General features: G+C 65.1%; 19 protein-coding genes. 10 read left to right on the top strand and 9 right to left on the bottom strand.

The annotated features are described in order from the left end of the window. The first annotated feature begins 44 nt into the window (after nt 1–44). Nucleotides 45–1,220, top strand: coding sequence for an acyl-CoA dehydrogenase family protein (locus CH306_RS15450; RefSeq protein ID WP_032396511.1), 1,176 nt, complete (start codon nt 45–47; stop codon nt 1,218–1,220). Between the two features lie 17 nt (nt 1,221–1,237). Beyond that, nucleotides 1,238–2,365, top strand: a complete 1,128-nt coding sequence (locus CH306_RS15455; RefSeq protein ID WP_094647020.1) for an acyl-CoA dehydrogenase family protein — start codon at nt 1,238–1,240, stop codon at nt 2,363–2,365. Nucleotides 2,366–2,437: 72 nt separating this feature from the next. Here CH306_RS15455 and CH306_RS15460 read toward each other — a convergent pair whose 3' ends face one another. Continuing rightward, nucleotides 2,438–3,247 carry an alpha/beta hydrolase gene (locus CH306_RS15460; protein WP_094647021.1) on the bottom strand — a complete coding sequence of 270 codons (810 nt, stop codon included), beginning with the start codon at nt 3,245–3,247 and terminating at the stop codon, nt 2,438–2,440. Nucleotides 3,248–3,407: 160 nt separating this feature from the next. On the opposite strand from CH306_RS15460, the gene CH306_RS15465 reads away from it, so the two are divergent. Beyond that, nucleotides 3,408–4,319 carry a phosphodiesterase gene (locus CH306_RS15465; protein ID WP_094647062.1) on the top strand — a complete coding sequence of 304 codons (912 nt, stop codon included), beginning with the start codon at nt 3,408–3,410 and terminating at the stop codon, nt 4,317–4,319. Here CH306_RS15465 and CH306_RS15470 read toward each other — a convergent pair. The 3 genes from CH306_RS15470 to CH306_RS15480 all read right to left on the bottom strand — a co-directional run bounded on the left by CH306_RS15470 (nt 4,316) and on the right by CH306_RS15480 (nt 7,008). Further along, entirely contained in the window at nt 4,316–5,815 is a 1,500-nt protein-coding gene (locus CH306_RS15470) for a stealth family protein (RefSeq protein WP_176459397.1), read from the bottom strand. The two genes, CH306_RS15465 and CH306_RS15470, sit on opposite strands and share 4 nt — an antisense overlap. Nucleotides 5,816–5,967: 152 nt before the next feature. Further along, nucleotides 5,968–6,330 (bottom strand): VanZ family protein, encoded by a 363-nt coding sequence (locus CH306_RS15475; RefSeq protein ID WP_032396514.1) that lies wholly within the window; start codon nt 6,328–6,330, stop codon nt 5,968–5,970. A gap of 9 nt (nt 6,331–6,339) precedes the next feature. Further along, complete coding sequence (locus tag CH306_RS15480) at nt 6,340–7,008, bottom strand: class I SAM-dependent methyltransferase (RefSeq protein WP_052683931.1); 669 nt, start codon at nt 7,006–7,008, stop codon at nt 6,340–6,342. Nucleotides 7,009–7,163: 155 nt separating this feature from the next. Between CH306_RS15480 and CH306_RS15485 the strand changes: the two genes are divergently transcribed. Next, nucleotides 7,164–7,565 (top strand): phosphoribosyltransferase, encoded by a 402-nt coding sequence (locus CH306_RS15485; RefSeq protein ID WP_256981175.1) that lies wholly within the window; start codon nt 7,164–7,166, stop codon nt 7,563–7,565. A 1-nt stretch (nt 7,566) separates the two neighbouring features. Here the strand turns inward: CH306_RS15485 and CH306_RS15490 are convergent, their stop codons facing one another. Beyond that, nucleotides 7,567–8,601: an NADPH:quinone reductase gene (locus tag CH306_RS15490; protein ID WP_179272883.1), complete on the bottom strand. Its 1,035-nt coding sequence runs from the start codon at nt 8,599–8,601 to the stop codon at nt 7,567–7,569. Between the two features lie 99 nt (nt 8,602–8,700). On the opposite strand from CH306_RS15490, the gene CH306_RS15495 reads away from it, so the two are divergent. Beyond that, on the top strand, nt 8,701–9,210 hold the full coding sequence (locus CH306_RS15495) for a mycothiol transferase (RefSeq protein ID WP_094631622.1): 510 nt from the start codon (nt 8,701–8,703) through the stop codon (nt 9,208–9,210). Nucleotides 9,211–9,213: 3 nt separating this feature from the next. On the opposite strand, the gene CH306_RS15500 is transcribed toward CH306_RS15495, so the two are convergent. Together CH306_RS15500 and CH306_RS15505 are read right to left on the bottom strand one after the other, a co-directional pair. After that, nucleotides 9,214–9,708, bottom strand: a complete 495-nt coding sequence (locus tag CH306_RS15500) for an SRPBCC family protein (protein WP_094647022.1) — start codon at nt 9,706–9,708, stop codon at nt 9,214–9,216. Beyond that, nucleotides 9,705–10,529 (bottom strand): SDR family NAD(P)-dependent oxidoreductase, encoded by an 825-nt coding sequence (locus tag CH306_RS15505; protein WP_094647023.1) that lies wholly within the window; start codon nt 10,527–10,529, stop codon nt 9,705–9,707. Before CH306_RS15505 ends, CH306_RS15500 begins: the two co-directional genes overlap by 4 nt. A 103-nt stretch (nt 10,530–10,632) precedes the next feature. On the opposite strand from CH306_RS15505, the gene CH306_RS15510 reads away from it, so the two are divergent. Next, nucleotides 10,633–11,688 (top strand): iron-siderophore ABC transporter substrate-binding protein, encoded by a 1,056-nt coding sequence (locus CH306_RS15510; RefSeq protein ID WP_094647024.1) that lies wholly within the window; start codon nt 10,633–10,635, stop codon nt 11,686–11,688. Nucleotides 11,689–11,996: 308 nt separating this feature from the next. Here the strand turns inward: CH306_RS15510 and CH306_RS15515 are convergent, their stop codons facing one another. Continuing rightward, nucleotides 11,997–13,331 carry an HNH endonuclease signature motif containing protein gene (locus tag CH306_RS15515; RefSeq protein ID WP_094647025.1) on the bottom strand — a complete coding sequence of 445 codons (1,335 nt, stop codon included), beginning with the start codon at nt 13,329–13,331 and terminating at the stop codon, nt 11,997–11,999. Nucleotides 13,332–13,794: 463 nt separating this feature from the next. Next, nucleotides 13,795–15,267 (bottom strand): cryptochrome/photolyase family protein, encoded by a 1,473-nt coding sequence (locus CH306_RS15520; RefSeq protein ID WP_094647026.1) that lies wholly within the window; start codon nt 15,265–15,267, stop codon nt 13,795–13,797. Nucleotides 15,268–15,394: 127 nt separating this feature from the next. Between CH306_RS15520 and CH306_RS15525 the strand changes: the two genes are divergently transcribed. The 4 genes from CH306_RS15525 (at nt 15,395) to CH306_RS15540 (ending at nt 19,101) form a co-directional block, all read left to right on the top strand. Next, a complete protein-coding gene (locus tag CH306_RS15525) occupies nt 15,395–17,044 on the top strand; it encodes an alkaline phosphatase D family protein (protein ID WP_094647027.1) in 1,650 nt (549 codons plus the stop codon). A 21-nt stretch (nt 17,045–17,065) separates the two neighbouring features. Continuing rightward, nucleotides 17,066–17,908 carry an oxygen-dependent tRNA uridine(34) hydroxylase TrhO gene (gene trhO, locus CH306_RS15530; protein ID WP_094647028.1) on the top strand — a complete coding sequence of 281 codons (843 nt, stop codon included), beginning with the start codon at nt 17,066–17,068 and terminating at the stop codon, nt 17,906–17,908. 4 nt (nt 17,909–17,912) lie between these two features. Continuing rightward, nucleotides 17,913–18,788 (top strand): pseudouridine synthase, encoded by an 876-nt coding sequence (locus CH306_RS15535; protein ID WP_094647029.1) that lies wholly within the window; start codon nt 17,913–17,915, stop codon nt 18,786–18,788. 67 nt (nt 18,789–18,855) lie between these two features. Further along, on the top strand, nt 18,856–19,101 hold the full coding sequence (locus CH306_RS15540; RefSeq protein WP_032396524.1) for a hypothetical protein: 246 nt from the start codon (nt 18,856–18,858) through the stop codon (nt 19,099–19,101). Nucleotides 19,102–19,184 lie beyond the last annotated feature (83 nt).

The raw sequence follows: 19,184 nt of genomic DNA on the forward strand, positions 1-19,184 counted from the left end.
TACGGTCGATACGAAGATACGCGAACGAGCTTGGAGGATTGTCGATGAATCTTGCCCTCACAGAAGAAGAGGCCGCGTTCCGTGACGAGATGCGGACGTTCTTCACCACGAAGGTCCCGGCCGAGATTCGCGAGAAGAGCGCGACGGGTCAGGAGTTGAGCAAGGACGAGGTGGTCACGACCATGCGAATCCTCAACGAGAACGGCTTGGCCGTGCCGCATTGGCCGGCCGAGTTCGGTGGCCGCGACTGGACCGCTGTGCAGCGCCACATCTGGCTCGACGAGATGCAGTTGGCGTCGGTGCCCGAGCCGCTGGCGTTCAACGCCTCGATGGTCGGCCCGGTCATCGCGACGTTCGGCTCTCAGGAGCTCAAGGAGAAGTTCCTGCCCAAGACGGCGAACCTCGACATCTGGTGGTGCCAGGGCTTCTCCGAGCCCGAGGCCGGATCGGACCTGGCGTCGTTGCGCACCACCGCGATCCGCGACGGTGACGACTACATCGTCAACGGACAGAAGACGTGGACCACGCTCGGCCAGTACGCCGACTGGATCTTCGCGCTCGTGCGCACCAACCCGGACGCGCCGAAGAAGCAGGCAGGAATCTCGTTCCTGCTCATCGATCTGAACACTCCCGGCATCGAGATGCGCCCCATCAAGCTGATCGACGGCAGCGTCGAGGTCAACGAGGTCTTCTTCGACAACGTCCGCGTTCCGGCGGAGAATCTCGTCGGCGAGGAGAACCAGGGCTGGAGCTACGCCAAGTTCCTGCTCGGCAACGAGCGCACCGGCGTCGCCCGGGCCGGACACACCAAAGTGCATCTGGGACAGGCGAAGAAGCACGCAGCGCAGACGAAGGTCGGCAGCGGCACATTGCTCGACGACCCCTTGTTCGCGGCCAAGATGGCCGAGGTCGAGAACGAACTGCTCGCCCTGGAGCTGACTCAGCTGCGCCTGGTGTCGAGCTCGGACGACGGTAAGCCGAATCCGGCGTCGTCCATCCTCAAGCTGCGGGGATCGGAATTGCAGCAAGCGACGACCGAACTGCTGATGGACGTCGCCGGGCCGGACTCACTGCCCTACGAGGCGGGCGAGGACATCGAGAGCGAGGGCTGGGCGCAGCGCTCGGTACCGGGGTACCTCAACTACCGCAAGGTGTCCATCTACGGCGGCTCGAACGAGGTTCAGCGCACCATCATCGCCTCTGCGATTCTCGGACTGTAAGGGAGCATCTGAAAGACATGGATTTCGAACTCAACGAAGAGCAGAAGCTGCTGCGCGACACCACTCGTGAGGTGCTCACGCGGGCCTACGACACCGAGAAGCGCAACAAGATCGTTTCCGGTGAACTGGGCTGGAGCACCGACGTCTGGAAGCAGCTGGCCGAGGTCGGGCTGCTGGGTCTGACGTTCGGCGAGGAAGACGGCGGCATGGACGCCGGTCCCGTGGAGATCATGGCCGTGATGACCGAGGTCGGTCGACGCCTCGCGCCGGAGCCGATTCTCGACGCCGTCCTCGTCCCCGGCGGGTTGATCTCCGAGCTCGGCAGCGCCGAGCAGCGCGCGCGGCTCCTGCCGCCGGTGGCCGAGGGGTCGTCGATGTTGGCGTTCGCGCACAACGAGTCCGGCAGCCGCTGGCCCGACATCGAGGTCGCCACCACCGCCACCGAGGACGGTGGATCGTGGGCGATCAACGGCGTCAAGAACCCGGTTCCGCACGGCGGTAGCGCAGACGTCATCGTTGTCAGTGCCGCGCTGCCCACCGGTGGCACGGGACTGTTCGTCGTCGATGCCGATGCGACCGGCCTCACGCGCAAGTCCTACGCCACCCACGACGGTCAGCGCGCCGCGCAGATCGAATTCGTCGATGTCGCAGCAGAACCGCTCGGTACCGCCGAGAACGCGGCAGCGGCCATCACCGGCGCCGAGGTGCGGGCTCAGGCTGCGCTGTGCGCCGAGGCTATCGGTGCCATGGAGGAGGCGCTGCGACTGACCACCGATTACTTGAAGGCGCGCAAGCAGTTCGGGGTTCCGCTGGCCAAGTTCCAGGCACTCACCTTCCGTGCGGCGGACATGTACGTGCTGCTCGAACTCGCCCGCAGCATGAGTCTGTACGCCACGATGTCGTTGGCGGATGGCAACGTCGACCCGACCATCGCCTCGCGCGCCAAGCTGCAGATCTCCCGCTCCGGTCGCAAGATCGGCCAGGAGGCCATTCAGTTGCACGGCGGAATCGGCGTCACCGCCGAATATCCGGTCGGGCACTACACCAGTCGGCTCGTGGCCATCGAGCACACTCTCGGTGGTGCCGACGAGCACCTGCGCATCCTGGCGTCGAAGGTAGCCGATCACGATCTCATCGGGATCTGACTCTCGTCGTAAGACGCCTCGGGCCCGGCCACCTGTCGAAGGTGGCCGGGCCCGAGGTCGTTTCGGGAGGTGTCAGCTGCCCGCATCCGCCGCGGCGACGAGGTCGGCCACGGCCGTGGGGTTCGAGACCAGGATCGCGTGCGAACCCGGCACCTCGGTCACCTGAGCGCCCGCCCGCTGCGCCATGAACCGCTCGGCGGAGGTCGGGATGATCTGATCCTGCTGGGGGATCAGAGCCCACGACGGCGTGTGCGCCCAGGACGGTGGGCCGCTCGGCTCGAGCAGGGCGCCTGCGGCGATCGTCTTCTGGTGTGCGGCCATGCGAGCGGCCTGCTCCTCGCTGACATCCGGGGCGAAGAACGGACGGAACAGGGCGGGAGTGATGTACGAGTCGACGTTGCGGCCGATGATGTTCGACGCGTCGTCGACGACCGTCAGCCCGATCACCGGCGGTACCAGCGCGGTCACCGGAAATCGGATGGGATCGAGTTCGAGGGCGACGGGTTCGCCTTCGACGGGCATGAACGCGGCGACGTAGACCAGAGCCTCCACGTTGTCGGCGTGCACGTTGCTGATCACCGTGCCGCCGTACGAATGGCCTACCAGGATCACCGGCCCGTCGATGCTCTCGACCACGTCGGTGACCGAGGCCGCGTCGATCGCGGGCCCGCGCAGCGAGTTGTCCGCCGCCACCACGGGGTAGCCGCGGCCGCGTAGATCCTCGGCGACGCCGTCCCAGCTGGTGTTGTCCGCGAAGGCTCCGTGCACCAGCACCACGGTCGGCAGCTCCTGCGCGGAAGCGGGGGCGACGCCGATGCCGACCATCGCTCCCACCGTCAGTCCTGCAGTTTCCAGAAGAGTCGTCAGCGTCGGTTTCGTCATGCCCACAACCTGTCACACGCCGGAAGTTCGTGCGGTGTTCACCGCCGAGATCCGACCAGCTTCCTCTCAGCGAACGCTCGTATGCTTGGCTTGCAGCAGTGGCGTTCGTCCGACCCGGGCGATCGCAAAACCGTAGGTGATGATCGTGAGCGAGAGTTCGATGAAGTCTCGGATGGCCGAGTACCCACGTCCCCATCACAGCTTGTTGCATATCAGCGACACGCATCTCGTCGACGGTGGCGGTCGGTTGTACGGCGGCGTGGACAGTGAGTTGCGGCTCGAACAGGTGATGGCCGACGTACGCAACTCGGGTGTGCGCCCCGACGCATTGGTGTTCACCGGAGACCTGACGGACAAGGGTGAGGCCGGTGCCTACGAGAAGCTGCGGGCGTTGGTCGAGCCCGTGGCCGAGGAACTCGGTGCGCAGATCGTCTGGGCGATGGGCAATCACGACGACCGTGCGATGTTCCGCCAGAAGCTTCTCGACGCCGAACCGACCGTGCAGTCCATCGATCGCGTCCACGACGTCGACGGTCTGCGTGTCGTCACGCTCGACACGACGGTTCCCGGTCGCCATCACGGAGAGCTCGGCGACGAGCAATTGGCCTGGCTGACAGATACTCTCGCCACGCCCGCCGAGTTCGGCACGATCCTGGCGATGCATCATCCGCCGGTGCCGACCGTGCTCGATCTCGCGGTTCTGGTCGAGCTGATCGATCAGCCGCGCCTGGCCGATGTGTTGCGCGGAACCGACGTGCGATCCATTCTCGCTGGGCACCTGCACTATTCGACGACGGCCACGTTCGCGGGTATTCCCGTCTCGGTGGCGTCGGCCACGTGTTACACCCAGGATCTGAACGTGCCCGCCGGTGGATTGCGCGGTCGCGACGGTGCCCAGGGCTACAACCTGGTCCACGTCTACGAGGACACCGTTGTGCATTCGGTGGTGCCGACGGGCTCGTACGACACTGTGGGAGAACCGGTCTCGGCTCAGGAGACCGCACGCAGGCTGAGCGCAGCGGGAGTCACCATCGCGGACAGTGCGAGGCGGAAGACGTTCAGCGACGCCTAGCGCTGCTCTCGTTCCCACGGCGCGACGATGGGGAAGTACTTGTCCAGGAACTGCGTCACCGTCCGGGTGCGCAGGTCGAGGTCGACCTCCGGGAAGCTGCCGTCGTTGAGGCAGAAGAAGTCCACCGACCGTTTGGGGAGCAACTTCTCCATGGCGTCGAGGCCCGCGACCGTCGTGGTATCGATGTACCGAACCTTGGCGTCCTTCTGGACCACGGCGCGTCCACTCATCAGCGCGTAGTAGTGGTACAGCGAGTTCGTCACCGAGATGTTGGTGCTGGCGCGGAACGCGCTCGCGGCGGTGGACGCGAACTCGTCCGGAAACTCGTTCTCCATTTCCTGCATCACACTGCGCCGCAACGGTGTTGCCGCGTGTTCGAGATGCCGGGTCGTGGTCATACCGAATCTGTCCTGCAGGATTCGACGGTTCACCCGTGCCGCATTCTCGAACCCGCTGCGGTCGGCGTCGCTGTAACCCAACCCGATTCGCGTCGTCGCCTCGATGAACATGCTGATCCCGCCGGGGGAGAAGAACATCGACGGGCTGACCGGTCGGCCGAAGAACATGTCGTCGTTCGAGTACAGGAAGTGCTCGGACAAGCCGGGTATGTGGTGCAGCTGGCTTTCGACGGCCTGCGAATTGTGGGTCGGCAGCACGGAGGTGTCGACGAAGAACGCCTCGCTCGGCACGAACGTCACCTTGGGATGGTCGGCGAGCCACGCCGGCCTCGGGGAGTCGGTGGCCACGAAGATCCGCCTGATCCACGGCGCGTACATGTGCACCGACCGCAGGGCGTACTTCAATTCGTCGATCTGCCGGTAACGGGCCGCCGAGTCGTCGCCCTCACCGACGACGTAATTCGCCATCCGCCGCGCCCGCTGGGCCTGGAATTCGGCCGAGGAGCCATCGACCCAGGAGAAGACGATGTCGATCTCGAAATTGATGTCCGACGCGTGGTCGGCGAACATGTTCTCGATGGTCGGCCAGGTTCTGCCGAAGCGTTCGACGGTACCGCGGACGGCCTCGTCGGGCCGGATGTTGCGCCTGGTCAGCGAATTCTCGATCGGCAGCACGATCTCGGACGGGGAGAACGACCACAGTTCGATCTGCACGGCCGTCGACGCGCCGTAGTACAACCCACTGAACGGCTCGACGCGCGGCCGGTACAGGCGGACGATGCGTGCGTTCGCGGACGGCGAGAGTGTGCCGTCGGCCACCAGCACTGCTTTCCCGCGGGCATCGACGGTCTTGGAGTAGAACGGCTCGGCGCGGCAGGCGTGCACCAGTGCCGTGGTCAACGCTTCGCGTGCGGCCAGCTCGATGGCGATGACGGGCCGTTCGTCGTTGCCGCGAACGAGCAGGTACTTGATGTGTGCGGCGTCGAGTACGGCGCGCACGAACAGCAGATCCTCGACCATCGCCTGGTGCGGGGTGGTGGAGGTGATGGTCAATGCGTAGCGGCCGTCGTGGCTGACGACGTCGGATCGTTCGCTCAGTCGCGCTGCGGATGCGGCAGATTCTCGGGTGACGGCATCGTTGGTCTCGTGCTCCGGTGGAACGAGGTAGATATCGTGCGGGGCAGAAGACGAGGTGATGACGTTCCTTCCGGAGTCGCGCGCTGGCCGAGGGACCCCGGTGCAGGGTCAGTCTAGTGCAGGTCCGGGGCGCGTTCGACGCGCTGCGGTAGAACCCGACTCGCTGCGAGCAGGCCCACAGCAACTCCGGCGGCGTCGGCGAGGGCGTCGGCGAGCGATCCGGAGCGTCCCAGAGGCAGGATCGCTTGCAGGACCTCCGAGATCGCCGCGAACGTCAGTACCCACAGTGCGGTTCGGATCCAGTCGATTCCGGCCAGGCGTGAGGTGTACGCCAGCGCAGCGAACAGTACGAAGTGGATGATCTTGTCGCTGTGCTGAAATCCCGAGGGAACCCCGGATGCGGGGGTGAAGAGCACGATCAGCGCGACGACGAAGGTGACGACCAGGGGAATTCGTAACGTCGACTGCGTGAACACCGCCCGAGCCTACCGACGTTGCAGCACCACGACCGTGTCGATTCGCTCGTCGCCGTCCGGCGTCGTGCGGGTGCGGTGTTCGGCGTGGATCACCTCGAACCCGTCGCCTGCCGCAGCGACGACCGGTTCCGGTGCGAAGAGTCTGTGCTTGGCCGGATGCTGCGAGGCGTGGCTGTCGCTGGGACTGTGGCCGACGATCAGCAGACGTCCCTTCGGCGAGACCGCTGCGGCGAACCTGCGGGTGGTCAATTCGAGCTCGTCCGGTGGCACCTGGAGGAAGTGCACCGACACGAGATCGAATGCCTCTGTCGGAGGAGTCCAGTCCAGAACGTCGTGCTGCTGCCAGTTCACCGCGAGTGTGTGCGGCTCGAGTGCCTGTTGTGCCGCACGGGCGCGGCCGAGGGCGACATCGGAGATGTCGACGCCGGTCACGTGCCAGCCTTCACCGGCCAACCACAGGGAGTCGGCGCCTTCCCCGCAGCCGATGTCCAGGGCGCGGCCCGGAGTCAGCTCGGACGCTTCCTGTACCAACACCGCATTGGGATGTCCGCTCCAGATGGTGGTGCGCTGGTTGTAGAGGTCGTCCCAGAATGCTTCATCGAAGGCACCGTTCTCGAAGTCAGGCTCTGCGGGGGTCCGGTCGGCGGCATGAGTGTGAGCGTGCGTGTGGTCGGCCATGGTTCGAGAATGCCCGCTTACAACCATGGGCGCAAACAAAATTGCTCGATTGGCAAAACGCGGTCTGGGTAGAGTGATCGTTCATGACCGAACAGGAACGTGAAGTACTGACGTGGGCGACGTTCGGGGACGCCTCGCGTGAACTCACCGAGTAGATCGTCGACGACGGGTTCGTCCCGGACATCGTCATCGCGATCGCTCGAGGCGGTCTCATTCCTGCGGGTGCGATTGCCTACGCCATGGGCGTCAAGGCAGCGGGCACCCTCAACGTCGAGTTCTACTCCGACATCGAGGAGACCCTGCCCGATCCGGTTGTCCTCGAGCCCCTTCTGGACACCGACGCGATCGTCGGTAAGAAGTTGCTCGTCGTCGACGACGTCGCCGATTCCGGCCGCACGCTGGCGCTGGTGATCGACCTGTTGAAGGCGCACACGCCCGAGGTGCGGTCGGCCGTGATCTACACCAAGCCGAGAACCATTGTGCAGCCGGACTATTCGTGGCGTGAAACCGACAAGTGGATCAATTTTCCATGGTCAACGTTGCCGGTCATCACCTGAATCAGTCGCTGGAGACGTCGATCAGCACCTTGCCGACGGTTCCGTTCTCGACGGCGTCGTGAGCCGCAGCGGTTTCGCTCAGCGGGAAGCGGTGCAGTGGTAGGCCGGTGGCTTCGCCCACCTCGAGAACACCGGCTGCCGCCGCCGCGCTGACGTCCGCCTCGGCGTTCCGCAAAGCCTCGTCGCCCACGGTGTAGAGGAGTACGAACTGGTAGCGGGTGTTGAGCACCATGTTCGGCCGGACGTCGAGGGTCACGGTGTCGCCGCCGTTGTTGGCGTAGACGGCAACCGATGCGCGGTTGGCTCCCACGGCAGCGTTGAGCGCGGCATTCTGGGCGGGAGCCACCTCGACGACGAGATCGATTCCGGCGGGGATCAATTCGCGGATCTCGGCGGCGGCGTCGCCGGTCTTGTAGTTCACCACGTGGTGCGCGCCCGCGGCGGTCGCCAGTGCGCCCTTCTCCGGTCCGCTGACCGTTGTCACCACGGTCGCGCCCGCCCAGCGAGCCAATTGGATCGCGGCATGGCCGACGGCACCGGCACCACCGGCGACGAGTACCGACTTACCGTCCAGTGCGCCCGGGTGCAGCCGGGTGGGTCCGTCCTCGGAGACGGTCAGTGCGCGGTGTGCCGTCATCGCAGGCACTCCGAGGCTCGCGCCCACGTCGAATCCGACGCCGTCGGGTAGAGGAACCACCCGGGAGGCGGGTAGGACTGCGAAAGACTGCGCTGTTCCGGTCGGACGCTGATGCTGGGCGAGGTAGACCCAGACGCGATCGCCGACGGCCACGCCGTCGACCTCGGGTCCGACGGCGTCGATCACTCCGGCACCGTCCTGGTTGGGTACCACCTCGTCGAACGCGAGTTCCTCGCCCGGTCCGGAGCCGGTTCGGTTCTTCCAGTCCGTCGGGTTGACGCCCGAGACCACGATGCGGACACGCACTTCGCCTGCGGCGGGCTCGGACACCTCGCGATCCTTCAGCTCGAGGACGGACGAATCGCCGGTGCGGGTGTACACAATTGCTGGAGCAGTCATATTCGGTCCAACGCGCTCGGACCGCACCGATGTTCCCTGCGAGCACATCGGGGTATGCACGAGTGGTCAGCAGTCCCGTCAGAGGAGAAACGAATTTTCATGAATCACAACGAAGTGCTCACCGACGCGTTCGGTCGAATCAAGGAGCTCGTCCACTCCGTCCTGGACGACATCCCCGCGGCTGCGTTGACGTATCGTCCGGACGCCGATGCCAACAGCATCGCCTGGTTGTTGTGGCACCTGACGCGGGTGCAGGACGACCACATTGCGGACGTGGCCGGGAGCGAACAGGTCTGGACGTCGGACTCGTGGTTCGAGCGTTTCGGGCTGCCGTTCGACAAGTCCGACATCGGGTACGGCCAGTCATCCGCCGACGTCGCTCAGGTCACCTCGAGCGCCGAGTTGCTGCGTGAATACCACGATGCCGTGCACTCGAAAACCGTTGCCTACGTAAGCAGCGTTTCGACCGACGATCTCGATCGGATCGTCGACGAGAACTGGGATCCGCCGGTCACCCTGGGTGCGCGGCTGGTGTCGGTGGTCTCCGACGACCTGCAGCATGCCGGGCAGGCCTCGTACGTTCTCGGCCTCTACACCCGGCAGGCATAGCAATCAGGCGTAGAGCTTCTGCAGGTTCTCCAGCGTCTCACGGATGTTGCGACGCTGGAACTGCGGGAACGTCTTGCCGCTGGTGACGATCTTGTCGAACACGAGGGCCAGCGCGTCGGGCCACTTCGTCCGGTCGTCGGTCCAGGTCTCGGTGACTTTCGTGCCGCCCTCGACCGGCTCGAAGTCGTAACGCCAGGTTGCGTTCGCGCCCTTGATCTTCGGAGCGCTCTTGCCGATGGCATGGACGCGGAACTCGAAGGTCTTCCCCGGGTCGGCCGCCGTGACGGTGCAGCGAGTGACCCATTTCGCTCGGCCGCGCTTGTTGGTTCCGTCGAACACCATTCCCACGTAGGCACTCTCGCGGGGTTCGTGGACGGTGGCACCGGTGTTCTCGGGGCTCCACCGACCCATCTCGGTGGGGTCGCTGATCGCGGCGTAGAGCGTAGCGGCGTCGGCATTAACGACGATGCTGTCGGAAACGGTGAGTTCGCGCTTCACGACGATGCACCCTTCTTCAGGCCGGGATGGACACGAGTGAGCATCGGGACCAACAGTGTTCGCGGGGTGATCTGCGCGAATATCGATCCGATGCGGTTGGCGGGCCCGGGGATCGACACCATGCGTCCCTTGGTCATGTCGTCGACGGCAGTCCTGGCCACTGTCTCGGCAGAGACCCACATGATCGACGGAAGTGCCTTCTCTGCATCGTCTTTGGCGAAGCCTGCGGCTTCGCCGAACCCGGTCTGGACCGGTCCGGGGCACAGTGCGGTTGCGGTCACGCCGGTTCCGCGCAGTTCGCCGGTCAGAGACTGGGTGTAGGAGAGTACGAACGCCTTGCACGCACCGTATCCGGCCTGTCCGGGCAGAGGCTGGAACGCAGCGGTCGAGGCCACGTTGAGCAGCGCGCCGCGTCCTCGTTCGATCATGCCGGGGAGGAACCGGGTGCACAGGTCTGCGACAGCGACGACATCCACCTCGATCATGTGCATCTCGGCGTCGGGATCGGATTCTGCGACCGGTCCGAGTGTGGAAAGGCCGGCGTTGTTGATCAAGATGTCGGGGATCAGGCCGAGTTCGGTGATGCGGCCGATCAATTCGGCTCGCGCCGTGCGGTCGGAGAGGTCCGCTGCGAGCACTTCGGCTCGGACTCCCCGTGCCCGAATCTCCTGTGCCAACTCTTCGAGCTTGTCGGCGCGCCGGGCGACGAGGGTGACGCCATGGCCACGGGATGCGAGCACGCGGGCGATCGCGGCTCCGATTCCCGAGGACGCTCCGGTCACGACGGCTGTCCGATCAGGGGCGGGACGAGGAAGGCTCATGGCTCCCACCGTAGCGAATATGCGCTGCGCAGCGCATTTGAATCCTCATTGAAGGTTAGCCTACTCTTACTTCAATGCTTCTTTGCTTGTCGAAAGGGTAACCATGTTCTCTGCTTCGTCGGCCGGTCGTCGGACTGCCCGCCGTGTGTCCCTGCTGTCTGCACTCGCTGTGTCGGCCCTGGTGGTCGGTGCGTGCTCGTCTTCCGACACTGCGGGGCCCGAGCAGTCGGGAGGCGGTGATTTCGCGGCCGTCACCATCGATTCGGCACTGGGGCAGGCGGTCATCACCGAGAAGCCGGAGCGCATCGTGACTCTCGGTCAGGGTTCGGCGGAGACGGCGATCGCGCTGGGTACCGTCCCGGTCGGCGTCGAGGAGTATTCGTGGGGTGCCGACGACACCGGTTACCTGCCGTGGGTACACGACGCGGTCACCGAATTGGGGGCCGAGCTTCCCGAACAATTCACCGGCGGAACCGAACTGAACATCGAGGCCATTGCCGCCCTCGAGCCGGATCTCGTTCTGGCTCCGTGGTCCGGCATCACCCAGGACCAGTTCGACAAGCTCAGTGCCTTCGCTCCGGTGGTCGCCTACGAGGAGCAGCCGTGGACGATCACCTGGGAAGATCAGATCACCGTGATCGGCAAGGCCATGGGTGAGGAACAGAAGGCAGCCGAGGAGATCGACAAGATCAAGGCGCGCTTCGCCGACGCCGCCGCCCAGCACCCCGAGTACTCGGGCGTGAGCTTTTCGTACATCTACAACACAGGCCCCGGGACGCTCGGAGTGTTCCTCGCCGACGAGCAGCGCGTCGCGATGGTGCGCGGTCTCGGGTTGCAGGTCGACCCGGTGGTGAACACGCTCGACGAGACCGAGGGCACCGACTCGTCGGTCATCGGCTTGGAGAATGCGAATCTGCTGAACGACTCCGACCTGATCTTCACGTTCTACTCGGATCCGCAGAACCGTACCGACACCGAGAATCAGCCTGCGTACCAGCAGATTCCGGCCGTGTCCCGCGGGTCGGTCGTTGCGCCGACGGATCAGTCCTTCGTCACCGGGTCGTCCATCATCAATCCGTTGACGGTGCCGTGGGCACTCGAGCGCTACGTGCCGATGATCGACGAGGCTGTCGCGAAGCTCGACGCCGGCACGTCATAGCTTGATCGAGCGGAGCGGAGCAACCATGCGACTCGTGCACAACGCCGAAGTCCACGGTCGATCTGGCAGCTCGTGTTCGAGAGATGGGCGGCCGTAGCCCGGAAGATGGCGTCCGCGGGCTGCTCTCTATCGCCCTCCCGCCACGCTGGCCTTCGTTGGAGGTTCGGGCTGTGCCCGAGGTGGTGCCGCATCACTGCGGTGACGGCATTGGCACTTCACCCGAATCAGCCTGTCGAGCAGTCTCTTCCAGCCCCGCGCCGTGTTCTCGGTGCGGGGCTGGATTGGTATGTGGAGGGGTGTGGGCAGGGTCAGGCGATGTGGGGGCCTGCTCGGGCGTGGGATGGTCTGGGTTGTCGGTAGGGGTCGACGGTTGCCGGTGGCACGAACCACGGGTGGTTGTCGACGCCGATGAACACTTCCCAATCGGAGTAGTGAAGGAGTCGGTGGTGGAATCCGCACAGGAGGACGAGGTTGTTCATGTCGGTGGGGCCACCGTCGGCCCAGTGCCGGATGTGGTGCGCTTCTGTCCAGGCGGCGGGTTTGCCGCAGCCGGGGAAGGCGCAGGTGTGGTCTCGGGCGATGAGCGCCTTCTTCTGTTTGGCGGTGACGGTGCGTGCGGTGCGGGCGAGGTTGATCGGTGAGCCGTTCTCGTCCATGACGATGGCGGTGAGCACGCAGTCGCAGGCGAGTTGGCGGGAGGTGTTGCGGGACAGTGGTCCCATCCAGGGGAGCCACCCGACGGTGGTGCCGTCGCCGAACAGGTCCCGGTACGCGCCGCGATCCGTGGCAGGGTGGCCGTCGTCATCGGATTCATCTGCAGCGCGGGTGTTCTCGTCGTCGGCTATGTCATCGACGTCAGCACTGTCGCGGAGGTCGGTGAGATCGCGCAGGCTGATGTGCAGGTTCAGGTGCGGGCGTTCACCGCCTTCGATGGGGCGATCACTCGAGGCGAGGTATTGGTCGAGGATGTGTCCGAAGGCGTCGGCGCGACGCCGGGCGGGGCTGCGATCGTCTCCGGTTTTGGGTGTCTCGGCGCCGTCGGCGGCGGGGCGGGGTTCGGTCAACGGGGAGAGTGCGGTGAGCAGCTTCTCGCCGGTGATCGCATCGAAGTCTCCTTTGAGTACCAGCCGCCCGTTCAAGGTCTTGGAGGCGAAGAGTTCGTTGCGGTCGGTGTCCTCGGGAGGTGGCTTTTTGCCGCCGAATCTGTCGTTGAGGTTGGTGATGGCTTCGCGGATCCGGTCGGTGCGTGCTTCGGGTCCGGTGGCGGCGGTGATCATCGCCTTCCTGGCCATGTCCTGCCCGGCTGGGGGGAGGTTCTTGGGTGGGGTTTCGGCGAAGGTAAGGATCAAGGCGGCGTGGTCGACGGTGATGCTGCCGGTGTCGATGGCCTCGGCGATGTCGGGGAAGTTCTTCAGTCCGCGGGCGAGGGCGACGATCTTGTTGGCTTTGCTGGGGGTGAGCAGGGTGGTGGATGTCAGCCAGCCGGCGGGGCCGGGGAAACCGAGCTTCTCCCGGCTCACGCGGGTGTCGATCTCGGCGACGAGAGCGATGCGCCGGGCTTCGAGCAGTTGGATCTGGTGGGAGACCGCAGCAGACTCGGCGAGGAGTTCTGCCTCGCTCAGTTGCCAGATCGCTGTGGTCATGCCATGAAGTGTATCGAACGTGCGTTCGACTGGCAACCATCATTGAATCGAAAACTGTTGCCCAGCATAAGGATTCGTTGTCCAAAACCTGTCGGTGCATCGTGGTAGACGTCCGGAGGCACTCGGCAATCGCATGAGACGGCCATGGTGCGGCGGTGTGCGTCCGCAGAGACGTGTGGGATCGACTTCCGTGCCGTGCGCGATGCGCGCGATATGCAGGTCAGTCTTTCGTCCATGGCCACGCCCATTTTGCGTGTCGTCGATCCTTCGATTCGTCTGCCCGATATGCGGATCCAGCGCGTCCTAAACGCGCGACGACCTGGGTGAGGGAACGGCTGCGACAGGAGCCTCGAACTGGGCCCGGCTCCCATGGCAGCGGCTCAGCAAAAGTGGTGCACGTTGCGCAGTCGATATCAACGGAGACCTCGACAGGGTCCAGCTGTGCACAACTTACCGAGGCGTGTCAGTACACCTCGCGCTGTCGTTCTTGTTCCAATACCTGCTCCAGGTCGCTCAGTCGGTTCATCGACGACACCTGTCGCGCGGTGCGGTGATTGAGTGCCAACATCTCGCGGTGCCGGTGCACGAAGGCCCAGTAGCCGGCGGTGAATGGGCACGCATCGTCGCCCAGTCGCTTCTTCGGGTTGAATTCGCAGGGCTTGCAGTAGTCGGTCATTCGGTTCAGGTACGCCCCGCCCGAGGCGTAGGGCTTGGTGGCGATCACGCCGCCGTCCGCGTGTTGACTCATGCCGATCACGTTCACCGGCATCACCCAGGCGAACCCGTCGACGAAAGCCGTTGCGAACCAGTCGGTCAACGCCCGCGGATCCCAAGCATGTTGCAGCGCAAAGTTTCCCAGGATCATCAGGCGGGGAATGTGGTGCACCCAGCCGCGGTCGCGCACGCCGTCCACCGTCGACGACAGGCATTTCGCGACCACAGCGTCGCCGTCCAACTCGAGCAGCCAATCGGGCAGTGGCTCATGCGCTTCGAGCTTGTTGCGCTCGAGGTACTCCGGCCCCAGATGCCAGTACAGGTGCCACACGTATTCGCGCCAGCCGAGGATCTGTCGAACGAAGCCCTCCACGCTCGCCAGTGGGGTGCCGTCGCGGTGGGCGTCCTCGGCGGCGTGCGCCACGTCCAGCGGTTGCAGCAGGCCGAGGTTCAGTGGCACCGACAGCAGCGAGTGAGACATCGTCCAGTCGTCGGCCATCACCGCGTCCTCGTACTTGCCGAAGTCGTCCAAGCGGTAGTTCACGAAGTGCGCCAACGCGTCCGACGCCTCGGCCGCGGTCACCGCGAAGACACGAGGTCCGTCCACTCCGACGGTGTCGAGGTCCCACTCGTCGAGGTCGGCGCGCACCTGCTCGTCGATGGCATCCTCGGTCGGCCACCACGGTTCCTCCACACCCAGGGTCAGGCGTCCCTTCGGCGGTGGCGACTGGTTCTCGGCGTCGAGGTTCCACTTGCCCGACACCGGGTCGGCACCGTCCATCAGCACATCGAATCTCTTGCGCTGCTCCCGGTAGAACGTCTCCATCCGGAATGTCCCACGCTCGGCCGCCCAGTCGGCGAACTCTGCGCGGGGGAGCGCGAACATCGGCGTCGGGAGAATCTCCGAGACCAGGCCCTCCTCGTGCAAGGCGGCGACGAACTTCTCGGCCGCATGTGAGGTGGGCTCGAACACCACCACGGGCTTGCCGTACTCGGCCAACCCTTCGCGATACGTCTCGGTCTGCAGGTAGGTCATCCGGTCGCCCAACTCGTCGGCCAGGTGCCGCATCCCGGAGAGCACCAGGTGGAGCTTCTGCCGGTGGTATCGCCGACGTCGGAATACGCGCAGGGACTCGATCATCAGCACATCCCGATCGGCATGCTCGTCCACCGAGTGAAAGTGCGGGCCGAGCTGATCACCGAACAACCACAGAGCGTCCATGACCCCAGTGTTCTCCCACCGTCTGTGCGGCAAACCCGCGTCCGACACATGGCCGGAGGATGAACACTGTCGCCGACCCAGGCGCGCCTTACTTGACCACCGACCATCCATCGCATGGACTGACCCGATGCACGCTGAGTCTGCGCTTTCCAGAAGGACGTTTCTTCGCTCGTCGTCGGTGGCCGTCGCGGTGGCCGGAGTCGCCACGACGTTGCCTGCGACCGCACACGCACAGGGCAGCGACCGCGGCTTCCTGCACGGGGTCGCATCGGGAGATCCGTTGCCCGACGCGATCGTCCTGTGGACCCGCGTCACTCCCACGCCCGACGCCACCCCTGGCTCCGGCGTCGGACCGCAGGTATCGGTGACGTGGCGGATCGCCCGCAGCGCGGACATGAGTGACGTGGTCTCCTCCGGAACCGTCGCAACCGGCCCCGACGCCGACCACACCGTCAAGGTCGACGTCGACGGCCTCGCTGCCGACACGACGTACTTCTACGACTTCCGGACGAGCGACGCGGCATCGGCCGTCGGGACCACGCACACCGCTCCGCGCAACGATGCCGATATAGACGCGATGCGCTTCGGCGTCGTCTCGTGCTCGAACTGGGAGTCGGGGTACTTCGGTGCGTACCGGCATCTGGCCGCCAGGGGAGACCTCGATGCCATCGTCCATCTCGGCGACTACATCTACGAGTACGAGACGGGCGGGTTCCCGGGCCGCGACGGGGTGATCCGGCAGCATTCGCCCACCCACGAGATCGTCACACTCGCCGATTACCGTCAGCGCCACGGTCAGTACAAGTCGGATCCCGATCTGCAGGCGGCGCATGTCGGTGTGCCATGGATCTGCACGTGGGACGACCACGAATCGGCCAACGATGCCTACGACGGCGGCGCGCAGAATCACACCCCGGGTACCGAGGGCGACTGGTCCACCCGCAAGGCCAATTCCGAGCAGGCGTACTACGAGTGGATGCCGGTACGCGCGGCAGGCACAGCGACCAACCGGCATCTCTACCGTCGACTCCGGTTCGGCAACCTGCTCGAACTGTCGATGCTGGATCTGCGCACCTACCGCTCGCAGCAGGTGTTGCCGTTCAACGGGCCCGAGGTCGATTCACCCAACCGGACCATCACCGGTTCGGAGCAGATGCAGTGGCTCACCGACGGCATCGTCTCGTCGCCGACGCAGTGGAAGATCGTCGGCAATCCGGTGATGATCACGCCCACCCTCATCCCGCCGCTCGATCGAGATGCGGCCAGGGCCGTCACCTCGCTGCTCGGAATCCCGGAGGGCGGCCTGCCGTACAACGCCGATCCGTGGGACGGGTACACCGCCGACCGGCGCAAGCTGCTCGGTGCCATGGTCGACGCTGGCGTCGACAACACCGTTTTCATCACCGGCGACATCCATTCGGCGTGGGCCTGCGAGGTGCCGCTCGATGCGGCGCGCTACGCAACGACGGAACCCGCTGCGACCGAACTCGTCGTCACCTCGGTGAGCTCGGCCAACATCGACGACCTGACGCGTACTCCGCCGCACACGCTGGGCCGGGTCGCCGAGGAAGCATTCAAGGCACTCAACCAGCACGTGAAGTTCGTGGACCTCGACAGCCACGGGTTCGGCGTTTTCGAGGTCACCAAGACTGCGGCTCGGATGGACCACTGGTTCCTCACCGCCAAGGAGGATCCGCAGACCGGCGTGTACTGGGGAGCGGGCTTCACCGTGGACTCGGGCACCCAGCGCGTCCGGGCGGCGGCACCGCCTGCCTGACGACGCGCCATACTGGACGGCGTGGCTGTACCGAAAATCGTCCTGTTCTACGTCTTCACTCCGCTGCCCGATCCCGAGGCGATCCGGCTGTGGCAGCAGGCGCTGGCCGCGTCCAACAACCTGGCCGGACGCATCCTGATCTCAGAACACGGCATCAACGCGACGGTCGGCGGCGACGTCGACGACGTCAAACGGTACGTCCGTGGCACCCGCAGCTATCCGGCGTTCAAGTCGGCCGACATCAAGTGGTCCGATGGGCTCGGAAACGATTTCCCGAGACTGAGCGTGCGGGTGCGGGACGAGATCGTCACCTTCGGAGCCCCCGGGGAACTGAAGGTCGACGCCGACGGCGTGGTCGGCGGCGGCACCCATCTGAGCCCGGAGCAGGTGCACGAGCTCGTCGATTCTCGCGGCGACGACGTCGTCTTCTTCGACGGCCGCAACGCCTTCGAAGCCGAGATCGGAAAGTTCAAGAACGCGGTGGTGCCCGACGTCGATACGACCCGGGATTTCGTCTCCCAGCTCGATTCCGGTGCCTACGACCACCTGAAGAAGTCTCCGGTGGTCACGTACTGCACGGGGGGAGTGCGGTGCGAGGTGCTCTCGTCGTTGATGGTCGCGCGCGGGTTCGAGGAGGTCTATCAGCTCGACGGCGGAATCGTCCGCTACGCAGAGACTTTCGGTGACGACGCGCTGTGGGAGGGTTCGCTGTTCGTCTTCGACAAGCGGATGGCGCAGAACTTCTCCGACCACACCGCCGTCATCGGCCGGTGCAGTGCCTGCGGCAATCCGACGTCCCGCTACCAGGACTTCGACGGCGACGCCGGCCGTGGTCTGCGGCTGATCTGTCTCGACTGCGCGTAGCGAGATGCTGCCCTTCCGGGACGGTCTCGCTCCACTGAGACTGCTGTTGCCGCATGGTGATTCGGCTACCACCGTCGTGGAGTATCTCGAACGGGAGATGCCCGAGGACGACTGGCGACGGGCCATGCTCGACGCCGAAGTGGTGGACGAGAAGAGCAGGCCCATCTCCGTCGACACGCGGTACCGCGCAGGCAGTCAGGTGTACTTCTATCGCATTCCGGCGCAGGAGGTTCCGGTTCCGTTCGAGATCGGCATCCTGCACGAGGACGGCGATCTATTGGTTGTCGACAAACCTCACTTCCTCGCCACCATCCCGCGTGGCCGACACGTCACCGAAACGGCGACGGTACGACTGCGCAGGCAGTTCGACTGCCCCGACCTGACGCCTGCGCACCGACTCGATCGCGCCACCGCCGGGGTGTTGCTCTTCACCAAGACCAAGCATGCCCGACGGCCGTATCAAGAACTCTTCTCCTCCCGCAATGTCACCAAGGAATACGAGGCGGTTGCGGGATTCGATGCAGCGCTGGAGTTTCCACGCGTCGTCCGGAGTCGAATCCTCAAAGAACACGGGGTCATGACGGCATACGAGGAGTCGGGAGAGCCGAACAGTGAGACCCTGATCGACCTGGTCGACACGTTCGGTACAGCCGCCCGCTATCGACTCTTCCCGAAGACGGGTAAGACCCATCAGTTGCGAATCCACCTGTCGTCGTTGGGAATTCCCATCGTGAACGACCCGTACTATCCGGTGTTCTCTTCTATCCCGGCCGATGACTTCACCCGGCCGTTGCAACTTCTGGCCCGGGCTCTGAATTTCACGGACCCGCTCACCGGCGAGCCCAGGCGCTTCGTCAGTGCCCGAACCCTCGAGCCCTGACGGCCGGCCATCGTTCGTTCGGACGATTGTGACAATTGGGACGCGAGGTTAGCGTGTCGAGCGAAACATGTCCGACGAAATCGAAGAGGAGAACAGCGTGAAGCGTCGTCTTGCTGTTGTGCTGGGAGCCGCAGTCATCGCCATCGCGTCGCCGGCAGTCGCGGTGGCCGATACCGGAAGTGCGAGCACCGGTAGCGCGAGCGGAGTCTTGGGTGGTTTCGAGATGCTGTCGCGGCTCTGGGAGGCCTGCGCGGTAACCATCTTCACCGGACAGTGCACCGGTGTCGTCGCCACAGACGTGACCTACTGGTAACGCGTGCCCTGAGCCAAACCCTCCGCCGAACCCCCCCTGAACCGACAAACGCGCGCGCATTCGCCAGACGCTCGCGGAACAGG

Origin of the sequence: Rhodococcus sp. 15-725-2-2b, from assembly GCF_002259075.1 — a bacterium.
Taxonomy (GTDB): Bacteria; Actinomycetota; Actinomycetes; order Mycobacteriales; family Mycobacteriaceae; genus Rhodococcoides.

What these genes read in the sequence shown, in the direction of transcription:
- CH306_RS15490 (WP_179272883.1), bottom strand. Translation starts at nt 8,601, where the DNA reads ATGACTGCTCCAGCAATTGTGTACACCCGCACCGGCGATTCGTCCGTC.
- CH306_RS15480 (WP_052683931.1), bottom strand. Translation starts at nt 7,008, where the DNA reads ATGGCCGACCACACGCACGCTCACACTCATGCCGCCGACCGGACCCCC.
- CH306_RS15505 (WP_094647023.1), bottom strand. Translation starts at nt 10,529, where the DNA reads ATGAGCCTTCCTCGTCCCGCCCCTGATCGGACAGCCGTCGTGACCGGA.
- CH306_RS15460 (WP_094647021.1), bottom strand. Translation starts at nt 3,247, where the DNA reads ATGACGAAACCGACGCTGACGACTCTTCTGGAAACTGCAGGACTGACG.
- CH306_RS15495 (WP_094631622.1), top strand. Translation starts at nt 8,701, where the DNA reads ATGAATCACAACGAAGTGCTCACCGACGCGTTCGGTCGAATCAAGGAG.
- CH306_RS15450 (WP_032396511.1), top strand. Translation starts at nt 45, where the DNA reads ATGAATCTTGCCCTCACAGAAGAAGAGGCCGCGTTCCGTGACGAGATG.
- CH306_RS15520 (WP_094647026.1), bottom strand. Translation starts at nt 15,267, where the DNA reads ATGGACGCTCTGTGGTTGTTCGGTGATCAGCTCGGCCCGCACTTTCAC.
- CH306_RS15510 (WP_094647024.1), top strand. Translation starts at nt 10,633, where the DNA reads ATGTTCTCTGCTTCGTCGGCCGGTCGTCGGACTGCCCGCCGTGTGTCC.
- CH306_RS15515 (WP_094647025.1), bottom strand. Translation starts at nt 13,331, where the DNA reads ATGACCACAGCGATCTGGCAACTGAGCGAGGCAGAACTCCTCGCCGAG.
- CH306_RS15535 (WP_094647029.1), top strand. Translation starts at nt 17,913, where the DNA reads ATGCTGCCCTTCCGGGACGGTCTCGCTCCACTGAGACTGCTGTTGCCG.
- CH306_RS15540 (WP_032396524.1), top strand. Translation starts at nt 18,856, where the DNA reads ATGTCCGACGAAATCGAAGAGGAGAACAGCGTGAAGCGTCGTCTTGCT.
- CH306_RS15525 (WP_094647027.1), top strand. Translation starts at nt 15,395, where the DNA reads ATGCACGCTGAGTCTGCGCTTTCCAGAAGGACGTTTCTTCGCTCGTCG.
- CH306_RS15465 (WP_094647062.1), top strand. Translation starts at nt 3,408, where the DNA reads ATGAAGTCTCGGATGGCCGAGTACCCACGTCCCCATCACAGCTTGTTG.
- CH306_RS15455 (WP_094647020.1), top strand. Translation starts at nt 1,238, where the DNA reads ATGGATTTCGAACTCAACGAAGAGCAGAAGCTGCTGCGCGACACCACT.